Annotated in this window: 15 protein-coding genes; 8 read left to right on the top strand and 7 right to left on the bottom strand. The window is 71.7% G+C overall.

Annotation, left to right across the window (positions count from 1 at the left end):
• Positions 1–11: 11 nt before the first annotated feature.
• Positions 12–401, top strand: coding sequence for a chorismate mutase (gene aroH, locus AC5L36_RS23200; RefSeq protein ID WP_441219437.1), 390 nt, complete (start codon positions 12–14; stop codon positions 399–401).
• Positions 402–445: 44 nt separating this feature from the next.
• Entirely contained in the window at positions 446–1,474 is a 1,029-nt protein-coding gene (gene aroF, locus AC5L36_RS23195; protein ID WP_441219435.1) for a 3-deoxy-7-phosphoheptulonate synthase, read from the top strand.
• Positions 1,475–1,558: 84 nt separating this feature from the next.
• Here aroF and AC5L36_RS23190 read toward each other — a convergent pair whose 3' ends face one another.
• From AC5L36_RS23190 to AC5L36_RS23160, 7 genes are read right to left on the bottom strand one after another with little or no spacing between them, the layout of a single operon-like run.
• Positions 1,559–2,332 carry an SDR family oxidoreductase gene (locus tag AC5L36_RS23190; RefSeq protein ID WP_441219433.1) on the bottom strand — a complete coding sequence of 258 codons (774 nt, stop codon included), beginning with the start codon at positions 2,330–2,332 and terminating at the stop codon, positions 1,559–1,561.
• A 9-nt stretch (positions 2,333–2,341) separates the two neighbouring features.
• Positions 2,342–3,877: a 4-hydroxyphenylacetate 3-hydroxylase family protein gene (locus AC5L36_RS23185; protein ID WP_441219431.1), complete on the bottom strand. Its 1,536-nt coding sequence runs from the start codon at positions 3,875–3,877 to the stop codon at positions 2,342–2,344.
• Positions 3,874–5,475: a tyrosine 2,3-aminomutase gene (gene cmdF, locus AC5L36_RS23180; RefSeq protein ID WP_441219429.1), complete on the bottom strand. Its 1,602-nt coding sequence runs from the start codon at positions 5,473–5,475 to the stop codon at positions 3,874–3,876. Before cmdF ends, AC5L36_RS23185 begins: the two co-directional genes overlap by 4 nt.
• A gap of 11 nt (positions 5,476–5,486) precedes the next feature.
• Positions 5,487–8,603 (bottom strand): non-ribosomal peptide synthetase, encoded by a 3,117-nt coding sequence (locus AC5L36_RS23175; protein WP_441219427.1) that lies wholly within the window; start codon positions 8,601–8,603, stop codon positions 5,487–5,489.
• A 9-nt stretch (positions 8,604–8,612) separates the two neighbouring features.
• The gene (metK, locus tag AC5L36_RS23170) at positions 8,613–9,770 is read right to left on the bottom strand and encodes a methionine adenosyltransferase (protein ID WP_441219425.1); all 1,158 of its coding nucleotides are present in this window, start codon (positions 9,768–9,770) and stop codon (positions 8,613–8,615) included.
• A gap of 13 nt (positions 9,771–9,783) precedes the next feature.
• Positions 9,784–10,701 (bottom strand): cyclase family protein, encoded by a 918-nt coding sequence (locus AC5L36_RS23165; RefSeq protein WP_441219423.1) that lies wholly within the window; start codon positions 10,699–10,701, stop codon positions 9,784–9,786.
• A 2-nt stretch (positions 10,702–10,703) separates the two neighbouring features.
• Positions 10,704–11,852 (bottom strand): epoxide hydrolase family protein, encoded by a 1,149-nt coding sequence (locus tag AC5L36_RS23160; RefSeq protein WP_441219421.1) that lies wholly within the window; start codon positions 11,850–11,852, stop codon positions 10,704–10,706.
• Between the two features lie 239 nt (positions 11,853–12,091).
• Between AC5L36_RS23160 and AC5L36_RS23155 the strand changes: the two genes are divergently transcribed.
• The 6 genes from AC5L36_RS23155 (at position 12,092) to AC5L36_RS23130 (ending at position 17,946) form a co-directional block, all read left to right on the top strand.
• The gene (locus tag AC5L36_RS23155; protein WP_441219419.1) at positions 12,092–13,273 is read left to right on the top strand and encodes an acyl-CoA dehydrogenase family protein; all 1,182 of its coding nucleotides are present in this window, start codon (positions 12,092–12,094) and stop codon (positions 13,271–13,273) included.
• A 177-nt stretch (positions 13,274–13,450) separates the two neighbouring features.
• Entirely contained in the window at positions 13,451–13,720 is a 270-nt protein-coding gene (locus AC5L36_RS23150) for a phosphopantetheine-binding protein (protein WP_441219418.1), read from the top strand.
• A 5-nt stretch (positions 13,721–13,725) separates the two neighbouring features.
• Positions 13,726–14,598 (top strand): phytanoyl-CoA dioxygenase family protein, encoded by an 873-nt coding sequence (locus tag AC5L36_RS23145; protein WP_441219416.1) that lies wholly within the window; start codon positions 13,726–13,728, stop codon positions 14,596–14,598.
• Between the two features lie 21 nt (positions 14,599–14,619).
• Positions 14,620–15,039, top strand: a complete 420-nt coding sequence (locus tag AC5L36_RS23140) for an SgcJ/EcaC family oxidoreductase (RefSeq protein WP_441219414.1) — start codon at positions 14,620–14,622, stop codon at positions 15,037–15,039.
• A 65-nt stretch (positions 15,040–15,104) separates the two neighbouring features.
• Positions 15,105–16,595, top strand: coding sequence for an FAD-binding oxidoreductase (locus AC5L36_RS23135; RefSeq protein WP_441219412.1), 1,491 nt, complete (start codon positions 15,105–15,107; stop codon positions 16,593–16,595).
• A gap of 25 nt (positions 16,596–16,620) precedes the next feature.
• Positions 16,621–17,946: an FAD-binding oxidoreductase gene (locus tag AC5L36_RS23130; RefSeq protein ID WP_441219411.1), complete on the top strand. Its 1,326-nt coding sequence runs from the start codon at positions 16,621–16,623 to the stop codon at positions 17,944–17,946.
• Positions 17,947–18,059 lie beyond the last annotated feature (113 nt).

Here is an 18,059-nt window from a genome sequence, read left to right as displayed (position 1 = left end):
AGGAGGACATGGTGAGCTCCGTGCGCGCCATCCGCGGCGCGATCCAGGTCGACCGCGATGATCCGGCCGCGATCGATGCCGGCACCCGCCTTCTCGTGGCCGAGGTCATCGGCCGCAACGGGCTGGCGGCCGGCGACATCATCAGCGTCCTCTTCACGATGACGCCGGACCTCGTCAGCCGCTTCCCCGCCGCGGCGGCCCGCGGCCTCGGCCTCGCCGACGTGCCGCTGCTGTGCGCCGTGGAGATCGCCGTCCCGGGCGCCATGCGGCGGGTGATCCGGCTCCTGGCACACGTACACACCGATCGTTCACCATCCGATGTGGAGCATGTCTATCTTCGCGGTGCCACCCGGTTGCGTCCGGACCTCCAAGGGCCTCCGGGCGTGGGGCACCGCTCGTAGCGGGCGTTCCGCCCGGTTGAAAGGGGCACACAGTGGTCGTCGTCATGGCATCGGATGCCAAGCCCTCGGACATCCAGGCCGTCGTTGCCCTCGTGGAGTCGGCAGGCGGCGAGGCGTTCGTCAGCCGGGGCATCAGTCGCGTCATCATCGGTCTCGTCGGTGACGTGGAGCAGTTCGCCCGGCTCAACATCCGCGGCATGCGTGGCGTCCGCGACGTCACCCGGATCTCGGCCGGCTACAAGCTGGTCAGCCGCGAACACCATCCGGCCCGCTCCGCCGTGCGGGTGGGCGGCGTGCCGATCGGCCCTGACACGGTCACGCTGATCGCCGGCCCGTGCGCCGTGGAGACGCCCGACCAGACGCTCGCCGCGGCCCGGATGGCCCAGCGCGCCGGCGCCGTCCTGCTGCGCGGCGGTGCCTTCAAGCCGCGCACCTCGCCCTACGCGTTCCAGGGTCTGGGTGAGCGGGGCCTGCGGATCCTGGCCGACGTGCGCGCGGAGACCGGCCTCCCGTTCGTGACCGAGGTGCTCGACGCCGACCAGGTCGACATGGTCGCCCAGTACGCCGACATGCTCCAGGTTGGCGCCCGCAACATGCAAAACTTCGCGCTGCTCCAGGCGCTGGGCGCCGTGGGTAAGCCGGTGCTGCTCAAGCGCGGCCTGTCCGCGACCATCGAGGAGTGGCTGATGGCCGCCGAGTACATCGCGCAGCGCGGCAACCTCGACGTCGTCCTCTGCGAGCGCGGCATCCGGACCTTCGAGACCGCCACCCGCAACACGCTCGACATCTCGGCCGTACCGGTGGCGCAGAGCCTCTCGCACCTGCCGGTCATCGTCGACCCGTCACACTCCGGCGGCCGCCGGGACCTGGTGCTCCCACTCAGCCGCGCGGCGGTCGTCGCCGGTGCGGACGGCCTCGTGGTCGACGTGCACCCCGAGCCGAGCGTGGCGCTGTGCGACGGGCCGCAGGCGCTGATCGCGGACGACCTCGCGGTGCTGGCGCGCGACCTGCGCGACCTGACCGGCTTCATGGGCCGCCAGCTCCCCGAGCCGGCCACCGTCCCGGTCGGCTGAGCCACTGCTGTCGATCAGGGAGCTGGTGGGCGTCCACCAAACTCCCTGATCGACCCGAAGCCACCGTGGCGGCTTCATGCGCGGTCAGGCGTGCAGCTCGCCACCGTTGACGTGCAAGCACTGGCCGGTGATGGCGCTGGCCTGACTCGAGGCCAGGAAGACCACCGCGTTCGCGACCTCGGCCGCCTCCGGGAGGCGGCGCAGGTCCAGCGTGGCGGCGGCCTCGTCGTAGACCTCCTGCTCGGTCACCCCGCGCTCCCCCGCCAGGTAGGCGAAGTAGCCCCGCAGTGGCTCGGACCAGACGTAGTTCGGCATCACCGTGTTGACCCGGACGCCGGACGGACCGAGCTCCGTCGACAGGCTCTGCGCCAGCGACAGCAGGCCGCTCTTCGACAGCTTGTACGCGCCGAACCTCGGCTTCGACTGCCGCACCACCATCGCGTTGGTCACGACGATCGCGCCCTTGCGGGCGATCAGCGTGGGCGCCAACCGCTGGGTGATGCGCAGCGCGCCGAAGACGTCCAGCTCCAGGCTCGCCTTCATCGCCGCGGGATCGATCGCGACCAGCTCCTCGAAGGTCGGGACCGCGAAGGCGTTGAACAGCAACGCGTCCACGCCGCCGAAGTTGTCCTCCGCGGCCTTCGCCAGCGCGTCGACCGCCGAGTCGTCGGTCAGGTCGGTCGGCACCGGCAGCGCGCGCCGGCCCAGGGCCTCGACCTCCTTCGCGACGTCGGCGAGCACCGGCTCGCTGCGCGCGGCCAGCACCACGTCGGCACCGGCGCGGGCGCAGGCCAACGCGATGGCCCGGCCCAGCCCTGGGCCGACGCCGGCGACGACCGCTACCTTGTCCTGCAACATCGTGCCTCCTCAGGTGGTCGTGAGATCGTCGCGCGCCGCGCGCAGGTGTGCGAACGACGCCAGGTCGGGCACGGTCCAGCCGTCGAGGTCGTACTCGCTCATGCATTCCTCGACGAACCGCTTGTACCCGTCGATCTGGCCGGAGGCGAGCTGGGCGAAGAACAGCTCGACCCGGGTGTTCTCGTGGTTGCCGGAGTAGTTGCGCTCATAGAGCTCGTGCCGGCCGCCGAACTCGGTGCCGACCGCGTCCCAGAGCAGTTTCATCAGCTTGACCCGCTCGACGGCGTCGCTGCCGTTCGAGCCGCGCAGGTAGGTGTCCAAGTAGGACCGGATCTCCGGGTTCTTGAAGTCCTCCGCGCTGGAGTTGATGTAGATGAGCCCGCTCGCCACGTCCTGCATGATGATCTCGCGGATGCGGGGGTAGCCGACCTGCATGAACCACCGGTAAGCCTGGCCGTACTGCGGGTTCGGCAGCACCGCGCCGTTGACCCAGGGCACCGGGTTGCGCGCGGCCGCGTCCGAGAGCGCCCAGAAGAGGTTGCGCCAGGCGAGCACCTCGCCGAGCCGGCTCTGCACGCCACGGAAGTCCTTGGTGCCGGTCAGCTCCAGCGCCTTGGCCAGCAGGCCGGCGATGAACTCGAGCTTGACCGCCAGCCGGGTCATGCCGTGAAACGTGAACCGCTCGGTGAAGCCGGAGCGCCCGGCGAACATCTGCACCTTGCCGAGGTCGCCGTAGACGAAGACGTTCTCCCACGGGATCTCGACCTTGTCGAGGATGAGCACGGTGTCGTTCTCGTCGAGCCGGGACGAGAGCGGGTAGTCGAACGGGCTGCCCATCACCGCGGCAGTCGCCGAGTACGACGGCCGGCAGATCAGCTTCATCCCGCGGGCGCCCATGGGCACGGTGGCGATCAGCGCGAACTCCCGCTTCTTCACCGGCATGCCGTGGTGGGCGATGAAGTTGTAGTGGGTCAGCGCCGATCCGGTCGCGACCACCTTGGCGCCGCTCACGACGAGCCCCGCGTCCGTCTCGCGTTCGACGTGCACGTACACGTCGGCGACCTCGTCGGGCGGCCGGTTGCGGTCGACCGGTGGGTGGACGACCGCGTGGTTCCAGAACTGGACCTGCTCCTGTGACCGGCGGTACCAGGCCCGCGCGTTGCCCGCGTACTCGCCGTAGAAGTCGGCGTTGGCGCCCAACGTGCCGAGGAACGACGCCTTGTAGTCCGGGCTGCGCCCCATCCAGCCGTAGCTCATCCGGGCCCACGCCGCGATCGCGCGCTGGTCGGCCACGAGGTCGCTCGCGCTGTACGGCGTGGTGAAGAACCGGTGGGTGAAGCCCTCGCCACCGCTGTCGACCGGCGCGGTCAGCACCTCCTTCTGCGCCGGGTCGTGCAGCGCGTCGTAGAGCCGCGCGGTCATCCGCACCGCGTTGGCGAACGCCGGGTGCGTGGTGACGTCCTTGACCCGGTCGCCGTAGAGGTAGATCTCCCGGTCGTCGCGCAGGCTGTCGATGTACTCCGCGCCGGTGAACGGCCGGGTCATCGCAGCTGACCCACGTGCGGCAGGACGGCGTCGGCGAACTCGCCACGGGCCAGGGCGGCGGTGACCGTCTCCAGGTCGTCTGCCATGTAGCGGTCGCGGTCGAGCGTCGGCACCATCGAGCGCACGTGGTCGTAGGTCGCGCGGGCCGCCGGGCTGAGGTCGCCGTAGCGGCCCGAGATGTCGACGGCCTGCGCGGCGGCCAGGTACTCCAGCGCCAGGATGGTGTCGTTGTTGCGCAGCACCCGGCGCGCGTTGCGGGCGGCGATCAGGCCCATGCTGACCACGTCCTGGTTGTCCCCATTGGACGGTACGCTCTGCGTGCTCGCCGGCCCGATGGTGCGGTTTTCCGCGATCAGCGCGGTCGCGGGGTACTGCGCGCCGGCGAAGCCGCTGTTGAGCCCCGGGTCGCCGGCGACGAGGAACTCGGGCAGGCCGTAGCTCAGGTGGCGGTTGAGCAGCCGGTTGGACTGGCGCTCGGAGAGCACGCCGAGCTGGGTCAGCGCGATCGTGACGAAGTCCATCACGGACGCGACCGGCTGCCCGTGGAAGTTGGCGCCGTGGAAGATCTCCTGGCCTTCGAAGAAGAGCGGGTTGTCGTTGGCCGAGTTGAGCTCGATGTGGATTTTGTTGGTGGCGTGCGCGAGCGTGTCGCGCACCGAGCCGAGGATCTGCGGGATCGCCCGCAGCGAGTACGCCTTCTGGAGGTACACGTTCGTGCGGGTGACGTCCTTGCCCTCCTCCTTGGTGGCCGCCACCTGCTTGCGCAGGTCACTGTGCTCCACAGTGGAGAGACTGCCGCGCATCAGCGCGCGGAGGTTCGCGGCGGTGTCGATCTGGCCCTGGTGCGGCCGCGCGATGTCGTGCCCCTCGGGCAGGAACGGGCTCGTCGAGCCCCGCAGCGCCTCGACCACCAGCGCGGTGACGATCTCCGCCTGGCGTACCTGGATCAGCGCCTGGTCCACCACGAGCGCGCCGACGCCGGTCATCGCCGACGTGCCGTTGATCAGGGCGAGGCCCTCCTTGAAACGCAGCTCCAGCGGCTCGATCCCGTGCCGGCGCAGCACGGTCGCGGTCGGCACCTTGCTGGTGCCGCTCAGCACGTACCCCTCACCGATCACAGTGGACGCCACGTGCGAGAGCGGGGCCAGGTCGCCGCTCGCGCCGAGCGAGCCGATCTCCGGGATCGCCGGCGTGATGCCCAGGTTGAGGTAGAGCGCGAGCCGCTCCAGCACGTCGGGGCGGACCGCGGAGTGGCCCTTGGCGAGCGCGTTGAGGCGGGCAGCCACGATCGCGCGCGACTCGCGGCGGCTGAAGAGCGGCCCGACGCCGGCGCTGTGGCTGCGCACGAGGTTGGTCTGGAGCTCGACCTCCTTGGCGGGGTCGACAAGCATGTAGATCATCTCGCCGTAGCCGGTGGTCACCCCGTACACCGGGATGTCCTGGCGGACGATGTCCTCGAACATCGCGCGGCTCTTGGCGGCCCGCGCGAGCGCCGCGGGTGCCACCTCGCAGGGCCGGTCGTCGTCGGCGATCCGGCGAACACCCGGGATGTCCAGGGTCTCGCCGTCCAGCAGGACGGTGGTCTCGGTCGTGGTCACTTTCCCTCACCTCATCGAAGCCGTGGTGCCTGATGGACCTGTGCGTCGGCGACCGCTGCGGCCAAGGCGCGCAGCGACGGGTTGGCGTAGAAGTCGCGGATCGGCACGTCGACGCCGAACCGTTCGGACACGTGGTGGAGCAGGACCGGGATCTGCGCGGAACGACCGCCGGCCGCGAAGAAGCGGTCGTCGAGGCCCGGCGGCGGGCCGCCGACCACCCGCGCCCACAGGGACGCGAGGGCCTGCGCGGTGCCGGTCAGCGGCGCCGCCGCGCCGGCCGTCGCCACCGGGGCGAGCTCGGGCAGGCGGCGCCGGTCGACCTTGCCGCCGGCGTTGCGCGGGAGCCGGCCGTGCACGGTGCGGAACACGACCGGCACCACCTTGCCCAGACGCTCGCGCAGGTGCGCCCGCCATACCTCGGACGCGCCCTCGCCGCGGCGGACCGGCACGACGTACACGTCCAGCCGGTTGACGAGCCCGTCCGGCCCGCGCACCGGCACCGCGCCGCACTCTCGCACCGACGGGTGGGCCTGGAGCGCCGCCTCGACCTCGCCCAGCTCGAGCCGGACGCCGTACACCTTGATCTGGAAGTCCCGGCGGCCCCGGTACTCGAGCGCGCCGTCCCAGCGCCAGCGGCCGAGGTCGCCGGTCCGGTAGCACCGGACCCCCGGCAGCCCGCGCACCGGGGCGAACGCCGCCGCCGTGCCCTCGACACCGAGGTAGCCGGCCGCCACGAACGGGCTGCGGATCACGATCTCGCCGGTCACGCCGGCCGGGCAGGGACGGTCCTCCTCGTCGAGCACCAGCACCTGGCGGCCCGGGATCGCCCGGCCGATCGGCGTGGTGCCCTCGACGGTCGAGTCGACCGGATGCCACGTCGCCGCGATCGTCTCCGTTGGACCGTAGATATTGGACAGTGCCGCGCCGGGCAGCTCGGCGCGAAGCTGCTCGACAAGCGCGCCGGGCAGCGCCTCACCCATCAGCAGCAGGTGGCGCAGCTCCCGCATCGGCTCGCCGGTGCGGCCGCCGAGCGCGCGCAGCAGCTCCCGCGCGAAGCTGGGCACGGTTTGCAGGTGGGTGACCTCCTCCGCGGCCATCCAGTCGAGAAGCTTCTCCGCGTGGAGCCGGATGGCCGGCGTGGGCAGGCACAGTGTGCCGCCGGCGACGAGGGTGGCGAACACCTCGCAGAGCGCCGGGTCGTGGTCGGCCGCCACCCACTGCGCGACACGGGCGTCCCGGCCCATCTCGAACCGGGTGCCGAGCCAGCTCACGAACTGGCCGAACGCCGAGTGCGGCTGGGCGATGCCCTTGGGCCGGCCGGTGGATCCCGACGTGTACGCGACGTACGCGGTCGCGCCGGGGTCGCCCGGCGGCAGCGGCCCGGCCTCGACGAGCGTGGCGACGTCGTAGGCCGGGGTGTCGAGGTCGGTGCGGGCCCAGCGGGCCACCTCGTCGTCGTCGGGATCGCCGGAGACCAGCAAGCAGGCCGGTTTCAGGTCGGCGAGGATCGCCCGGCCGCGCCCGCCGAGGTCGCCGGTCCCGAGCCAGCAGACGTGTGCGCCCGCGGCCAGCACGCCGAGCAGCGCCGCGGTCTGGTCGGGGCCGGACGGGACGCGGACCACCACCGGTTGGCCGGACGCGCCCCGCGCGACGAGACCCGCCGCGATCTCCTCGGCCCGCCGCCACAGGCCCGCGTAGCTCAGGCCGCCGCCTTCCCAGACCACGGCCGGCCGGTCCGGGGCCCGCCGGGCGATCCGCCGGACCAGCTCGTGCACCGGTACGCCCGCGGGTGGCCCCGCGGCGATCCGGTCGCCGGTACGGAGCGCGGTGGCGGCCCGCGCCGGGTCGTCCAGCGGCAGCTCGGCCAGCGGCGACTCGGGGTCGGCCACGCCGGCGGTGAGCGCCGTCAGCAGCTGGTCGGCGATCCGCTCCACCGACCCCTCGTCGAACAGCTCGGCGCGGTACGCGAGCGTGCCGGTCACCGCCGGTACGGTCCGTACCCGCAGTTCGAGGTCGGCGACCGTCGCGGTCGGGTCGACCTCCTGGCGGGTCGCGGTGGCGTGCGCGACCCGCAGACCGGCCGGATCGTCGTCGAGGTGCGCGACGAGCACGTCGACGAGCGGGACCGTGCGCGGGTCGCGGGGCGCGCCGAGCGTCTCGACAAGGCGGCTGAACGGCAGGTGCCGGTGGTCGCCGAGGGCATCGAGACGCCCGGCCACCTGCGCGACGAGCTCCCGGAACGTAGGGGTGGCGGCGAGGTCGGCGTCGACGAGCGCGAGGTTGTCGAGCGGGCCGACAAGCCCGGTGGGCGTGTCGGCGCCCCGGGTGCTGACCGGCGTCGCCACCGCGATCCGGGACTCGCCGCTGTAGCGGGCCAGCACCGCCAGGACCGCGGCGAGGACCACGGCCAGCGGCCGGGTGCCGGCGGCGTCGGCAAGCCCGCGGATCCGGTCGGCGAGCTCGACGCCCCAGTCGAAGGGAACCACACCGGCCCGCCAGTCGGCGGCGGCGCCACGGTCGCGGTCGGTCGGCAGCTCGACCGGCGCCGGTGCGCTCGCCTTGCGCCACCACCGCTCGGCGCGGCGGGCGGCGGCCTCGACCCCGCGGGCCGGCCGAGCGTGGTCGGACCAGCGCGGTGCGGGCGCGGCGAACACGCGATCGGCGGGCTCGCCGCCCAGCGCCGCGGCGTAGAGCTGGCCCAGTTCGTCGACGAGCGTCCACATCGACCGCTCGTCGGCGACGATCCGGTGCACGACGAGCACCAGGAGGTGCCGCAGCGGGGCCAACCGGGCCAGCGACAGCCGGGCTAGCGGGCCGCTGTCGAGGGCGAACGGAGCCGCCGCCTGGTCGGCGACGAACCGCTCCACCGCCTGCTCACCGTGGCGCCCGACGATCGACACGTCCACGATGGAGAGATCGGGGACGGCCGCGTCGAAGACCGGCGTTCCGACCGCGTCGAAGCGGGTGCGCAAGACCTCGTGCCGGTCGGCGAGCGCGCTCCAGGCGGCCCGCAGCGCGGCGACCTCCAGCGGACCGGAGATCCGGTACGCGCGGGTGTGGTGGAAGGCCGGCGACGCGGGCGTCAGGCGGTCGAGAAACCAGAGGCCGTACTGGACGTCCGTGGACATTCGTACCCCTTAGCCCGCGGCGGAGAGGAGATCCTTGGCCCGGCTGGTGTCCTCCCAGGTGAACGCGGGCAGTTCCCGGCCGAAGTGGCCGTACGCCGCCGTGTCCTGGAAGATCGGGCGCATGAGGTCGAGGTCGCGGATGATCGCCGCCGGCCGCAGGTCGAAGACGTCGGTGACCGCCGCGCCGATGCGCTCCGGCGCCACCGTCTCCGTGCCGAAGGTGTCGATCGACAGGCTGACCGGCTCGGCGACGCCGATCGCGTAGGCGACCTGGACCTCGCAGCGTTCGGCGAGGCCTGCCGCCACGATGTTCTTCGCCACCCAGCGCATCGCGTACGCACCTGAACGGTCCACTTTGGACGGGTCCTTGCCGGAGAAGGCTCCCCCGCCGTGCCGCGCGTACCCGCCGTACGTGTCGACGATGATCTTCCGGCCGGTGAGCCCGGCGTCGCCCATCGGTCCACCGATCTCGAAGCGCCCGGTCGGGTTTACCAGCAACCGGAACGAGGCCGTGTCGAGGTCGAGCGCCGCCAGCTCGGGCAGCACGACCTTCTCCCGCACGTCGGGGGTGAGCAGCGACTCCAGCGAGATGTCCGCGGCGTGCTGGGCGGACACGACGACGGTGTCGACGCGCAGCGGGCGCCGGCCGTCGTACTCCACCGTCACCTGCGTCTTGCCGTCCGGCCGCAGGTACGGGATCGTGCCGTCCTTGCGCACGGCGGTGAGCCGCCGCGCCAGCCGGTGTGCCAGTGCGATGGGCAGCGGCATCAGCTCGGGCGTCTCGGTGCACGCGAAGCCGAACATCATGCCCTGGTCGCCCGCGCCCTGCGCGGCGCCGGCCTGGTCGACACCGCGCGCGATGTCGGGCGACTGCGCCCCGATCGAGATGCTGACGCCGCAGGAGGCTCCGTCGAAGCCCTTGCGCGACGAGTCGTACCCGATGCCGAGCACGGTCTCCCGCACGATCGCCGGGATGTCGGTGTACGCGGCGGTCGTCACCTCGCCGGCGACGTGTACCTGGCCGGTGGTGATGAGCGTCTCGACCGCCACCCGGCTCCGCGGGTCCTGGGCCAGCAGGGCGTCGAGGATCCCGTCGCTGATCTGGTCGGCGATCTTGTCGGGATGACCTTCGGTCACCGACTCGGACGTGAACATGTGGCGTCCCATGAAGTCTCCCAGGTCACTTGATGGCGAGCGGGTTGATCGGCGAGCCGGCGGCCCTGGTGATCTTGAGTGGCGGCGCCGCGAAGAAGAACTCCCACCGCCCGTCGGCCCGGCAGTCCTCGGTGAGCTCCTCGAAGTCGAGGATCTCGCCGAGCGTCATGCCCATGTCGCGGATCAGCACCATGTGCACGGCGAGGAACGCGCCGGGGTCCTCGCCCGGCAGCGCCTCGACCGCCCAGTTGTCGGCGCACACCGCGGCGACGTCCCGGTCGCGCAGCCACTGGCAGCTGGCCAGCCCGAGACCCGGCTCGCCGGCCATGAATCCGGCTTCCTGGCCCTGCTCCAGAAACTTGCGCCGCCACCCGGTGCGGACGAGCAGGATGTCGCCCGCGCCGACGGACACGCCGCCCTGCGCGGCGATTGCCGCGTCGAGGTCGTCCGGCGTGATCACCTCGCCGGCCTCGAGCCACGGGACGCCGCGCACAGCCGGGATGTCGAGCAGCACGCCGCGGCCGGCGATTCCCTTGCCCTGCTTGTCGATCCCGCATCGCGCCGCGCCCTTGACCGTCAGCTCGTCGGCCGGATGTCCGTTGTACAACAGGCCGTCGTAGAAGACGTGCGCCAACGCGTCCCACTGCGACGACGCCTGTATCGGCATGAACAGGTAGCCGTCGGCGTAGCGGAAGCCGCCGGGAAACACCTGCTCGGCACCCGTCTCTGACATCAGGTGCACGGGGTTGATGCGAAACCGGCCGTTCTGCGGCCCCGTGCCGTCGAGGTCGATGCCGAGGTCGAATATCCGTCCCTTGTGGATCAGCCGACCGGCGGCGGCGAGCCGCTCGGGCGTGATGAGGTTGACCGTGCCGCGTTCGTCGTCGTCGCCCCAGCGGCCCCAGTTGCGCAGCCGCTCACCGACCACCCGGAAGTCGGTCACCGTCAGCCCCGCACGATACGGGCGAACTCCCGCACGTCGCCGACGAACAGGTCGGGCTCCTCCAGGGCCGCGAAGTGCCCGCCACGGTCGAACTCCGACCAATGCGCCAGCGTCGGGAAGTCGCGCTCGACGAAGCGGCGGATCGGCAGGAACACGCCCTCGGGAAACACCGCGACGCCGAGCGGCTGGCGGATCGGGGCGTACCGGATGGTGCTCGTCGAGATCGGCAGGTAGTCGACGGTCTCGTAGTAGAACTGCGCGGACGAGCCGGCCGTGCCGGTGAACCAGAAGATCGAGGCGATCGTGAGGATCTTGTCGCGGTCGACCGCGTCCTCGGGCGCCTTCCCGGTGTCGGCCCAGTCCTTGAACTTCTCGACGATCCACGCGAGCTGCCCGACCGGCGAGTCGGTCAGCGCGTACGCCACCGTGTGCGGCCGGGTCGCCTGGAGCTTCATCGAGCCGGCGAGCACGTCGAGGAATCGCTTCGAGCGGGCCAGCCGCCAGCGGTCCTCGTCGTCGAGCGCGTCCGAGCCGTCCGCCGCCGGAGTGGTCACCAGCGTGTTGAGGTGCAGGCCGAGCACGTGGTCGGCGTCGACCTGGGCCAGCGCGTACGAGATGCCGGCACCGAAGTCGCCGCCCTGCGCGATGTACCGTTCGTAGCCGAGCCGCCGCATCAGCTCGGCCCAGGCGCGGGCGACCCGGAGGTTGTTCCATCCGGGCGCCGGCAAAGGTCCGGAGAAGCCGAATCCCGGCATCGACGGGATGACCAGGTGGAACGCGTCGGCGGCGTCGCCGCCGTGCGCGACCGGATCGGTCAGCGGGCCGATCACGTCGAGGAACTCGGTCACCGAGCCCGGCCAGCCGTGCGTGACGATCATCGGCACGGCGTCCGGGTGCGGCGAGCGCACGTGCAGGAAGTGCACCGTCGCGCCGTCGATGGTGGTGACGAACTGCGGCACCGCGTTGATCCGCCGCTCGGCGGCCCGCCAGTCGAACTCGTCGCGCCAGTAGGCGGCGAGCTCGCGCAGATAGTCGGTCGGTACGCCCCGGTCCCACCCCGCGTCGAAGAGCGCCGGCCATCGCGTGCCGCTCAGCCGGCGACGCAGGTCCGCCACGTCCTCCTGAGGGATTTCTACACGGAACCGTTCCATTGGGTGAATTCCCTTCGCCGTCTGGGGACGCGACAGATGCGGAGACAAAAGTCAATATCCCTGCGCCAGCTAGAAGAGCGCACCTTTCAGATTGCGCCGGTCGCCGATATCGCTGCGCGATCGAGAAACGCACGGGGGAAGATGCGCGCCACCACCGGTGGTGCCAGGGTCAGGTGGGCGTCCGCCGTGACTTCCGGCGCACAGTTCGCGCGCTAAAACAGCCCCTTCGAGGAGGACCGATGTCGATCACCGATGCTCCGCCCCGCGCCGATCTCGTGCGCAGGGCCGCGGAGCTGGTGCCCCTGCTGGCCCAACACGCCCAGTGGGGCGAGGAAAACCGCCGCCTGCACGACGACGTCGTGGCGGCCCTGGGCGACTCCGGCATCCTGCGGATGCGGGTGCCCGAGGAGTTCGGCGGCTACGAGGCCGACACGCGCAGCGTCGTCGAGGTCATCGCCGAACTGGCCCGCGGCGACGGCTCGACCGCGTGGACCGTCGCGGTCTGGCACATCAGCAGCTGGATCACCGGCCTCTTTCCTGACGCCGTGCGCCAGGAGGTCTTCGGCGACCCGTCGACGCGGATCAGCGGCATCCTCAGCCCGACCGCGATGGCCGTGCCCGTCGACGGCGGCTACGTGCTCAACGGCAAGTGGGCGTTCAACACCGGCGCTACGCAGAGCCAGTGGAACGCCAACGCGGCGGTGCTCGCGACCCCCGACGGCGGTCACGAGCCGATCCTGACCCTGATCCCGATGTCCGACCTGATGGTCGTCGACGACTGGCACACCTCGGGCCTGCGCGGCTCGGGCAGCGTCTCGACGGTGGCGAAGGACGTGTTCCTGCCCAAGGAGCGGGTCCTGCCGATGGTGCCGATCATCATGGGCCAGCACCCGCTTCAGCAGCACCCGACGGCGACCATGTGGCGCGGCCCGTTCATGCCGGTGGCCTGCGCGACCGTCGGCGCCACGGCGTACGGGCTGGCCAAGGCCGGCAAGGAGGCGTTCTTCGAGCGGCTGCCCGGTCGCAAGATCACCTACACCGACTACGCCGACCAGAGCCAGGCGCCGCTGACCCACCTTCAGGTCGCCAGCGCGCAGATCAAGCTCGACCAGGCCGAGTTCCACGCGCTGCGGGCCGCCGACCGCGTCGACAGCAAGGGCAAGGCGGGCGCGGAGTGGACGCTGGAGGAGCGCGCCAGGGCCCGGCTCGACCTCGGCGCGACCTGCCAGGCGGCCAAGGAGGCCGTCGACGTGCTCAACACCGCCAGCGGCGGCTCCTCCATCTACAAGGACGTGCCGATCCAGCGGATCGAACGCGACGTGCAGACGGTCAACCTGCACGCGATCATGCACCCGAACACCAACCTCGAGCTCTACGGCCGGATCCTCTGCGGCCTCGGGCCCAATACGCAGTACCTGTAGAAAAAGATGGCGGCGGGGCCCGCGTGGGGCCCCGCCGCGCTTTTCCGATGTCGAGGTTAATAGCGCAATAGCGGAGAACGCATTCGGCGAATTCACCGACATCATATGCGTGGGGGTCGCCGCATTCACCGGCCGGCCCGAATCGACACCCATCACATTACATCGGGAGGGACTCCCATGCCGATCGACCAAACCCGCGCGTTGAGCGTCGCCGAGATCGAGAACCAGGTCGCGTCGATCTGGCGGGACGTGCTCGACGTGCCGCCCGGCGAGGACGGCGCCACCTTCTTCGAGCTCAACGGGCAGTCAATCTCAGCGGTCCGGATCGTGGCCCGTGTGCAGGAGGAGATCGGCGTCCAGGTGGACCTCGGCGATCTCTTCGAGGACCCCAACCTGGCCACGTTCACCCGCGACATCGTCGCGAAGGCTCAGACGCTGGGGAGGTAGCCGAGATGGTCGACTTCGTCCGTGTGCAGCCCGACGCCCCGCTCGACGACGTGGTCGAGGTGCTGGAGCGCGACGGCTGCATCATCATCGAGAACTTCGTCGACGACGCCACGTTCGAGGGCCTCTGGGCCGACCTCGGCCCGTTGCTCGACGGCACGCGCTACAGCAAGAGCGGCTACGACGGCCACCAGACCCGGCGGGTCTCGTCGCTGTTTCGCCGCACCACCCACCTGACGCCGGTCTTCCTCCAGCCGCTCTACCTCGGCGCGGCGCGGCGGATCATGGAGAAGCCGGTACACATGTGGGTCGGTCAGGCCCGCATCGAGATGACGCCCAACATCCAGATCAGCGCGACGCAGGCTATCCAGATCGATCCCGGCCAGGGCCGCCAGCCGCTGCACCGGGACGACTCACTGCACCTGCGCCGGCACCCCGGGCCGACCTCGCGGGTGCAGCTCATGCTCGCACTCAGCGAGTTCACCGCCGAAAACGGTGCCACGCTGGTGATCCCGGGCAGCCACCACTGGGACGACGAGCGCGCGCCCCGGTACGCGGAGGCGATCCCCGCCGCGATGCCCGCGAAGTCCGGGCTGCTCTGGCTCGGCGGCGTCTACCACGGCGGCGGCGGCAACGTCTCCGACAAGCCGCGCACGAGCCTCACGGTCTCGTACGACCTGGGCAACCTGCGCCAGGAGGAAAACCAGTTCCTCGCCGTGCCGCGCGACGTCGTGCGCACGCTGCCCGAGGAGGTGCAGCGGCTCCTCGGCTACGACCGGTGCCCGCCCGGCGTGGGCTGGTACGAGATGGAAGACCCCCACATCCTGCTCACCGACCCGCACGCCGAACCGGCGCTGCGGGAGACCCCGGTGCGGGCCTGACCCGCAGAGAAAGGTGTCAGCATGACCATTTCCGACACGAGCGTCCAGCCGGAGCAGATGGCGGCCGTCGCCGAGGTGCCGGGGCGCATCATCGCCGCCTGGGCCGACAACGACGCCACCGCGTTCGCCAAGGTGTTCACCGACGACGCCACGATGATCCTGCCGGGCGGCGTCTTCGTCGAGGGCCGCGACGGCATCGAGGCCTTCATGGCGCGCGGGTACGCCGGCCCCTACAAGGGCACCAAGGTGCACGGCGAGCCGATCTCCGTGAAGTTCCTGGGCGCCGAGGCGTGCGTGCTCATCACCAAGGGCGGCGTGCTGGCGCCCGGCGAGACCGAGGTGTCGCCGGAGCGCGCCATCCGGGCAATGTGGATCCTGGCCAAGAAGGCCGGCGAATGGCGAGTCACCGCTTACCAGAACACCCCGATCGGCACCAACTAGACGATCCCTGGCCGCCCGGCGCATGTGCGGCCGGGCGGCCGGTCGCGCACGGAGGGACCGACCGCATGACCGACATCCTGCCCGACGACCCCCGTTACGCGGCCCTGGTCGAGGGTTACAACCACCGGTTCACCGGCCAACCTGACGCCGTCCGGCAGGTCCGGACGACCGACGAGGTGGTCGCCGCCGTCCAAGAGGCCGTCACCGGCGAGCGACGGGTGGCCGTACGCAGCGGCGGACACTGCTTCGAAGACTTCTTCGCCGCGCCCGACGTCCGGCTGCTGATCGACATGTCCAAAATGGACGCGATCGCCTACGACCCGGCACGGCGGGCGGTGATGGTGGAGGCCGGCACGACACTCGGCGCGCTGTACCCCGCGCTGCACGACCGCTGGGGCGTCACCATCCCCGGCGGCACCTGCTTCGAGGTCGGCGTCGGCGGCCACATCACCGGCGGTGGCTACGGCCACCTCTCCCGCCGCGACGGCCTCGTCGTCGACCACCTGTACGCGGTGGAGATGGTCGTCGTCGACGACGGCGGCCGAGCCCGCGCGGTCGTCGCGACACGGGATCCCGACGACCCGCACCACGACCTCTGGTGGGCCAACACCGGCGGGGGTGGCGGCAGCTTCGGTGTGGTCACCCGGTTCTGGCTGCGCAGCCCCGGCACCGAGGGCGACGACCCCGCCCGGCTCCTGCCCGCCGCGCCCCGCCGGATCCGCCGGCGGGACGTGCTGTGGTCGTGGGATGCGATGGACGAGACCACGCTGCCCCGGCTGCTCGCCAACTACTGCGGCTGGCTGGAGCGCAACAGCGCGGTCGGCGCGCCCGCGACCCAGCTGTGGAGCAACCTCATCGTCATGCACCGCTCGGCCGACATGGTCGCGCTGACCGCGGTGGTCGACGACGCCGTCAGCGGCGCGTCGGGCCTGCTCGCCGACCAGTTCGACGCGATCGTCGACGGCACCGGCCTGACCCCGCACACGGACGCGGAAGACGTCGTCGACTGGATGGCGAGCTGGATGCCTTCCTACAGCTGGCCCAGCGATCCGCGGGGGCGCTACAAGAACAAGGCCGGGTACCTCCGCGCGGGCTACACCGACAAGCAGCTGGCCACGCTCTACCGCTACCTCGCCGACCCCGACTACGCCAACCCGGCGGCGGGCATCGTGCTCACCGCGTTCGGCGGTCAGGTCAACGCGGTGGCGCCCGACGCGACCGCCGCGGCCCAGCGCGACAGCGTGGTGAAGGCTTCGTACAGCGCCGGCGCCTGGCAGTCGCCCGGTGACGACGCGGCGAACATCGCGTGGGTGCGGGCGATGTACCGGGACGTCTACGCCGAGACGGGCGGTGTGCCGGTGGCCGGCGAGGTGAGCGACGGCTCGTACATCAGCTATCCAGACGTCGACCTCGCCGATCCAGAGTGGAACACCTCCGGCGTGCCCTGGCACACCCTCTACTTCAAGGACAACTATCCCCGGCTCCAGCGGGTCAAGCTCCGCTACGACCCGCGCGACGTGTTCCGGCACGCGCTGTCGGTGCGGCTGCCCGACTGAGCCGTCCACAGAGGAGGAACGCGACGTGTCCATTTTGGACGACAAGGGCTACGAGGAAGCCACCCAGGTGTTCAACCTCCACGGCCGCCCACACCCGGCCGCGGCGCGGACGGTCCGCACCGTCGAGGACGTCCGTGCCGCGATCGCGTACGCCCGGTCGCACCACATGACCGTGCGGGTGCACAGCACCGGTCACGGCGCGGCGGCCGCGCGGCCGATGGACGGGGCGTTCCTGTTGCGCACGGAGCTCGCCGGCGGCGTGGAGATCGATCCGGTCGCCCGTACCGCCCGCGTCCCGGCCGGCACCCGGTGGGGCGACGTGGTCGACGCGGCCGCACCGCACGGCCTGGCCGCGCCGCACGGCTCGTCGGCCGACGTGGGCGTGGTGGGTTACCTGCTGCGCGGCGGCGTCAGCGTCTACGGCCGGGAGACCGGGCTCGCGGTCAACAGCGTGACCGCGGTCGAGCTGGTCACCGCCGACGGCGAGCTGCGCCGGGTCGACGCGGCCAACGACCCGGAGCTGTTCTGGGCCGTGCGCGGCGGCGGTGGCGGCTTCGGCGTGGTGGTCGCGGTCGAGCTGCGCCTGTCGCCGGCCCGGCCGGTGGTCACCGGCTCGGCGTACTGGCCGGCGCGGCACGCCGAAGCGCTCCTCGACCGCTGGACCCGCTGGGCCAACGCCGCACCGTGGGCGGTGACCAGCGCGTTCCAGGTGCTCAACCTGCCCGACGTACCGATCGTGCCGCCCGAGCTCAAGAGCGGGACGATGATTGGCGTGGCGGCGACCGAGGTGGGCGAGGCGACGGGCGGGCTCGCCGACCTGCTCACCCAGCTCCGCGCGGTGGCCGAGCCGGTGGTCGACGTGTGGATGCCGTGCACGGCGGCGGAGGTGGTGCGCGCCCAGCTCGGCCCCGACGAGCCGCTGCCCATCGTCGGCGACCACATGCTCCTCGGCGCCCTCGACGCACGCGGGCAGGCCACCTTCCTCGACTTGACCACCTCGGGTTCGCCGCTGGTCACGGCGGAGCTGCGGCAGCTCGGCGGCGCGCTGGCCGTGCCACACCCGGACGGCGGGGCGCTCGACCACTACGCGGCCGACTACTCGTACCTCGGCAACGCGATCCCCGACAGCCCGGAGGCGGCCGCGGTGATCGAGAAACACTGCGCGGTGATCCGTTCGGCACTCGCACCCTGGGACACCGGCCGCACAGCGCCAACCTTCGTGGAGAGCTGGCGCCAACCCCAACGCCACCTAGCTCCGTCCGATGTGGACCGTGCCGACCACGTCCGCGCTCGCGTCGACCCGACCGGCATCTTCCGCGGCGACGCCAGCCCCGGCTCGACAGCCCTCTGAAGAGGGGCTATCTGTCCAGACCGCTGCTCCCGCGGCCTCACCCGTCCGCCGCTGGTCGCGCTCACTTCTGCGCGCCACCGGCTGGTGGTCGACGTTTGTCCACAATGCCCGCT

Source organism: Phytohabitans sp. LZ39 (assembly GCF_059359075.1).
The sequence above is the reverse complement of the archived record's forward strand: the minus strand, read 5'-3'. Positions and strand labels throughout refer to the sequence as shown.

Excerpts from the sequence above, each read along its gene's own strand:
- metK (WP_441219425.1), bottom strand. The coding sequence starts at position 9,770 with ATGGGACGCCACATGTTCACGTCCGAGTCGGTGACCGAAGGTCATCCC.
- AC5L36_RS23175 (WP_441219427.1), bottom strand. The coding sequence starts at position 8,603 with ATGTCCACGGACGTCCAGTACGGCCTCTGGTTTCTCGACCGCCTGACG.
- AC5L36_RS23135 (WP_441219412.1), top strand. The coding sequence starts at position 15,105 with ATGACCGACATCCTGCCCGACGACCCCCGTTACGCGGCCCTGGTCGAG.
- AC5L36_RS23160 (WP_441219421.1), bottom strand. The coding sequence starts at position 11,852 with ATGGAACGGTTCCGTGTAGAAATCCCTCAGGAGGACGTGGCGGACCTG.
- AC5L36_RS23145 (WP_441219416.1), top strand. The coding sequence starts at position 13,726 with ATGGTCGACTTCGTCCGTGTGCAGCCCGACGCCCCGCTCGACGACGTG.
- aroF (WP_441219435.1), top strand. The coding sequence starts at position 446 with ATGGCATCGGATGCCAAGCCCTCGGACATCCAGGCCGTCGTTGCCCTC.
- AC5L36_RS23155 (WP_441219419.1), top strand. The coding sequence starts at position 12,092 with ATGTCGATCACCGATGCTCCGCCCCGCGCCGATCTCGTGCGCAGGGCC.
- AC5L36_RS23150 (WP_441219418.1), top strand. The coding sequence starts at position 13,451 with ATGCCGATCGACCAAACCCGCGCGTTGAGCGTCGCCGAGATCGAGAAC.
- AC5L36_RS23140 (WP_441219414.1), top strand. The coding sequence starts at position 14,620 with ATGACCATTTCCGACACGAGCGTCCAGCCGGAGCAGATGGCGGCCGTC.
- AC5L36_RS23185 (WP_441219431.1), bottom strand. The coding sequence starts at position 3,877 with ATGACCCGGCCGTTCACCGGCGCGGAGTACATCGACAGCCTGCGCGAC.
- AC5L36_RS23190 (WP_441219433.1), bottom strand. The coding sequence starts at position 2,332 with ATGTTGCAGGACAAGGTAGCGGTCGTCGCCGGCGTCGGCCCAGGGCTG.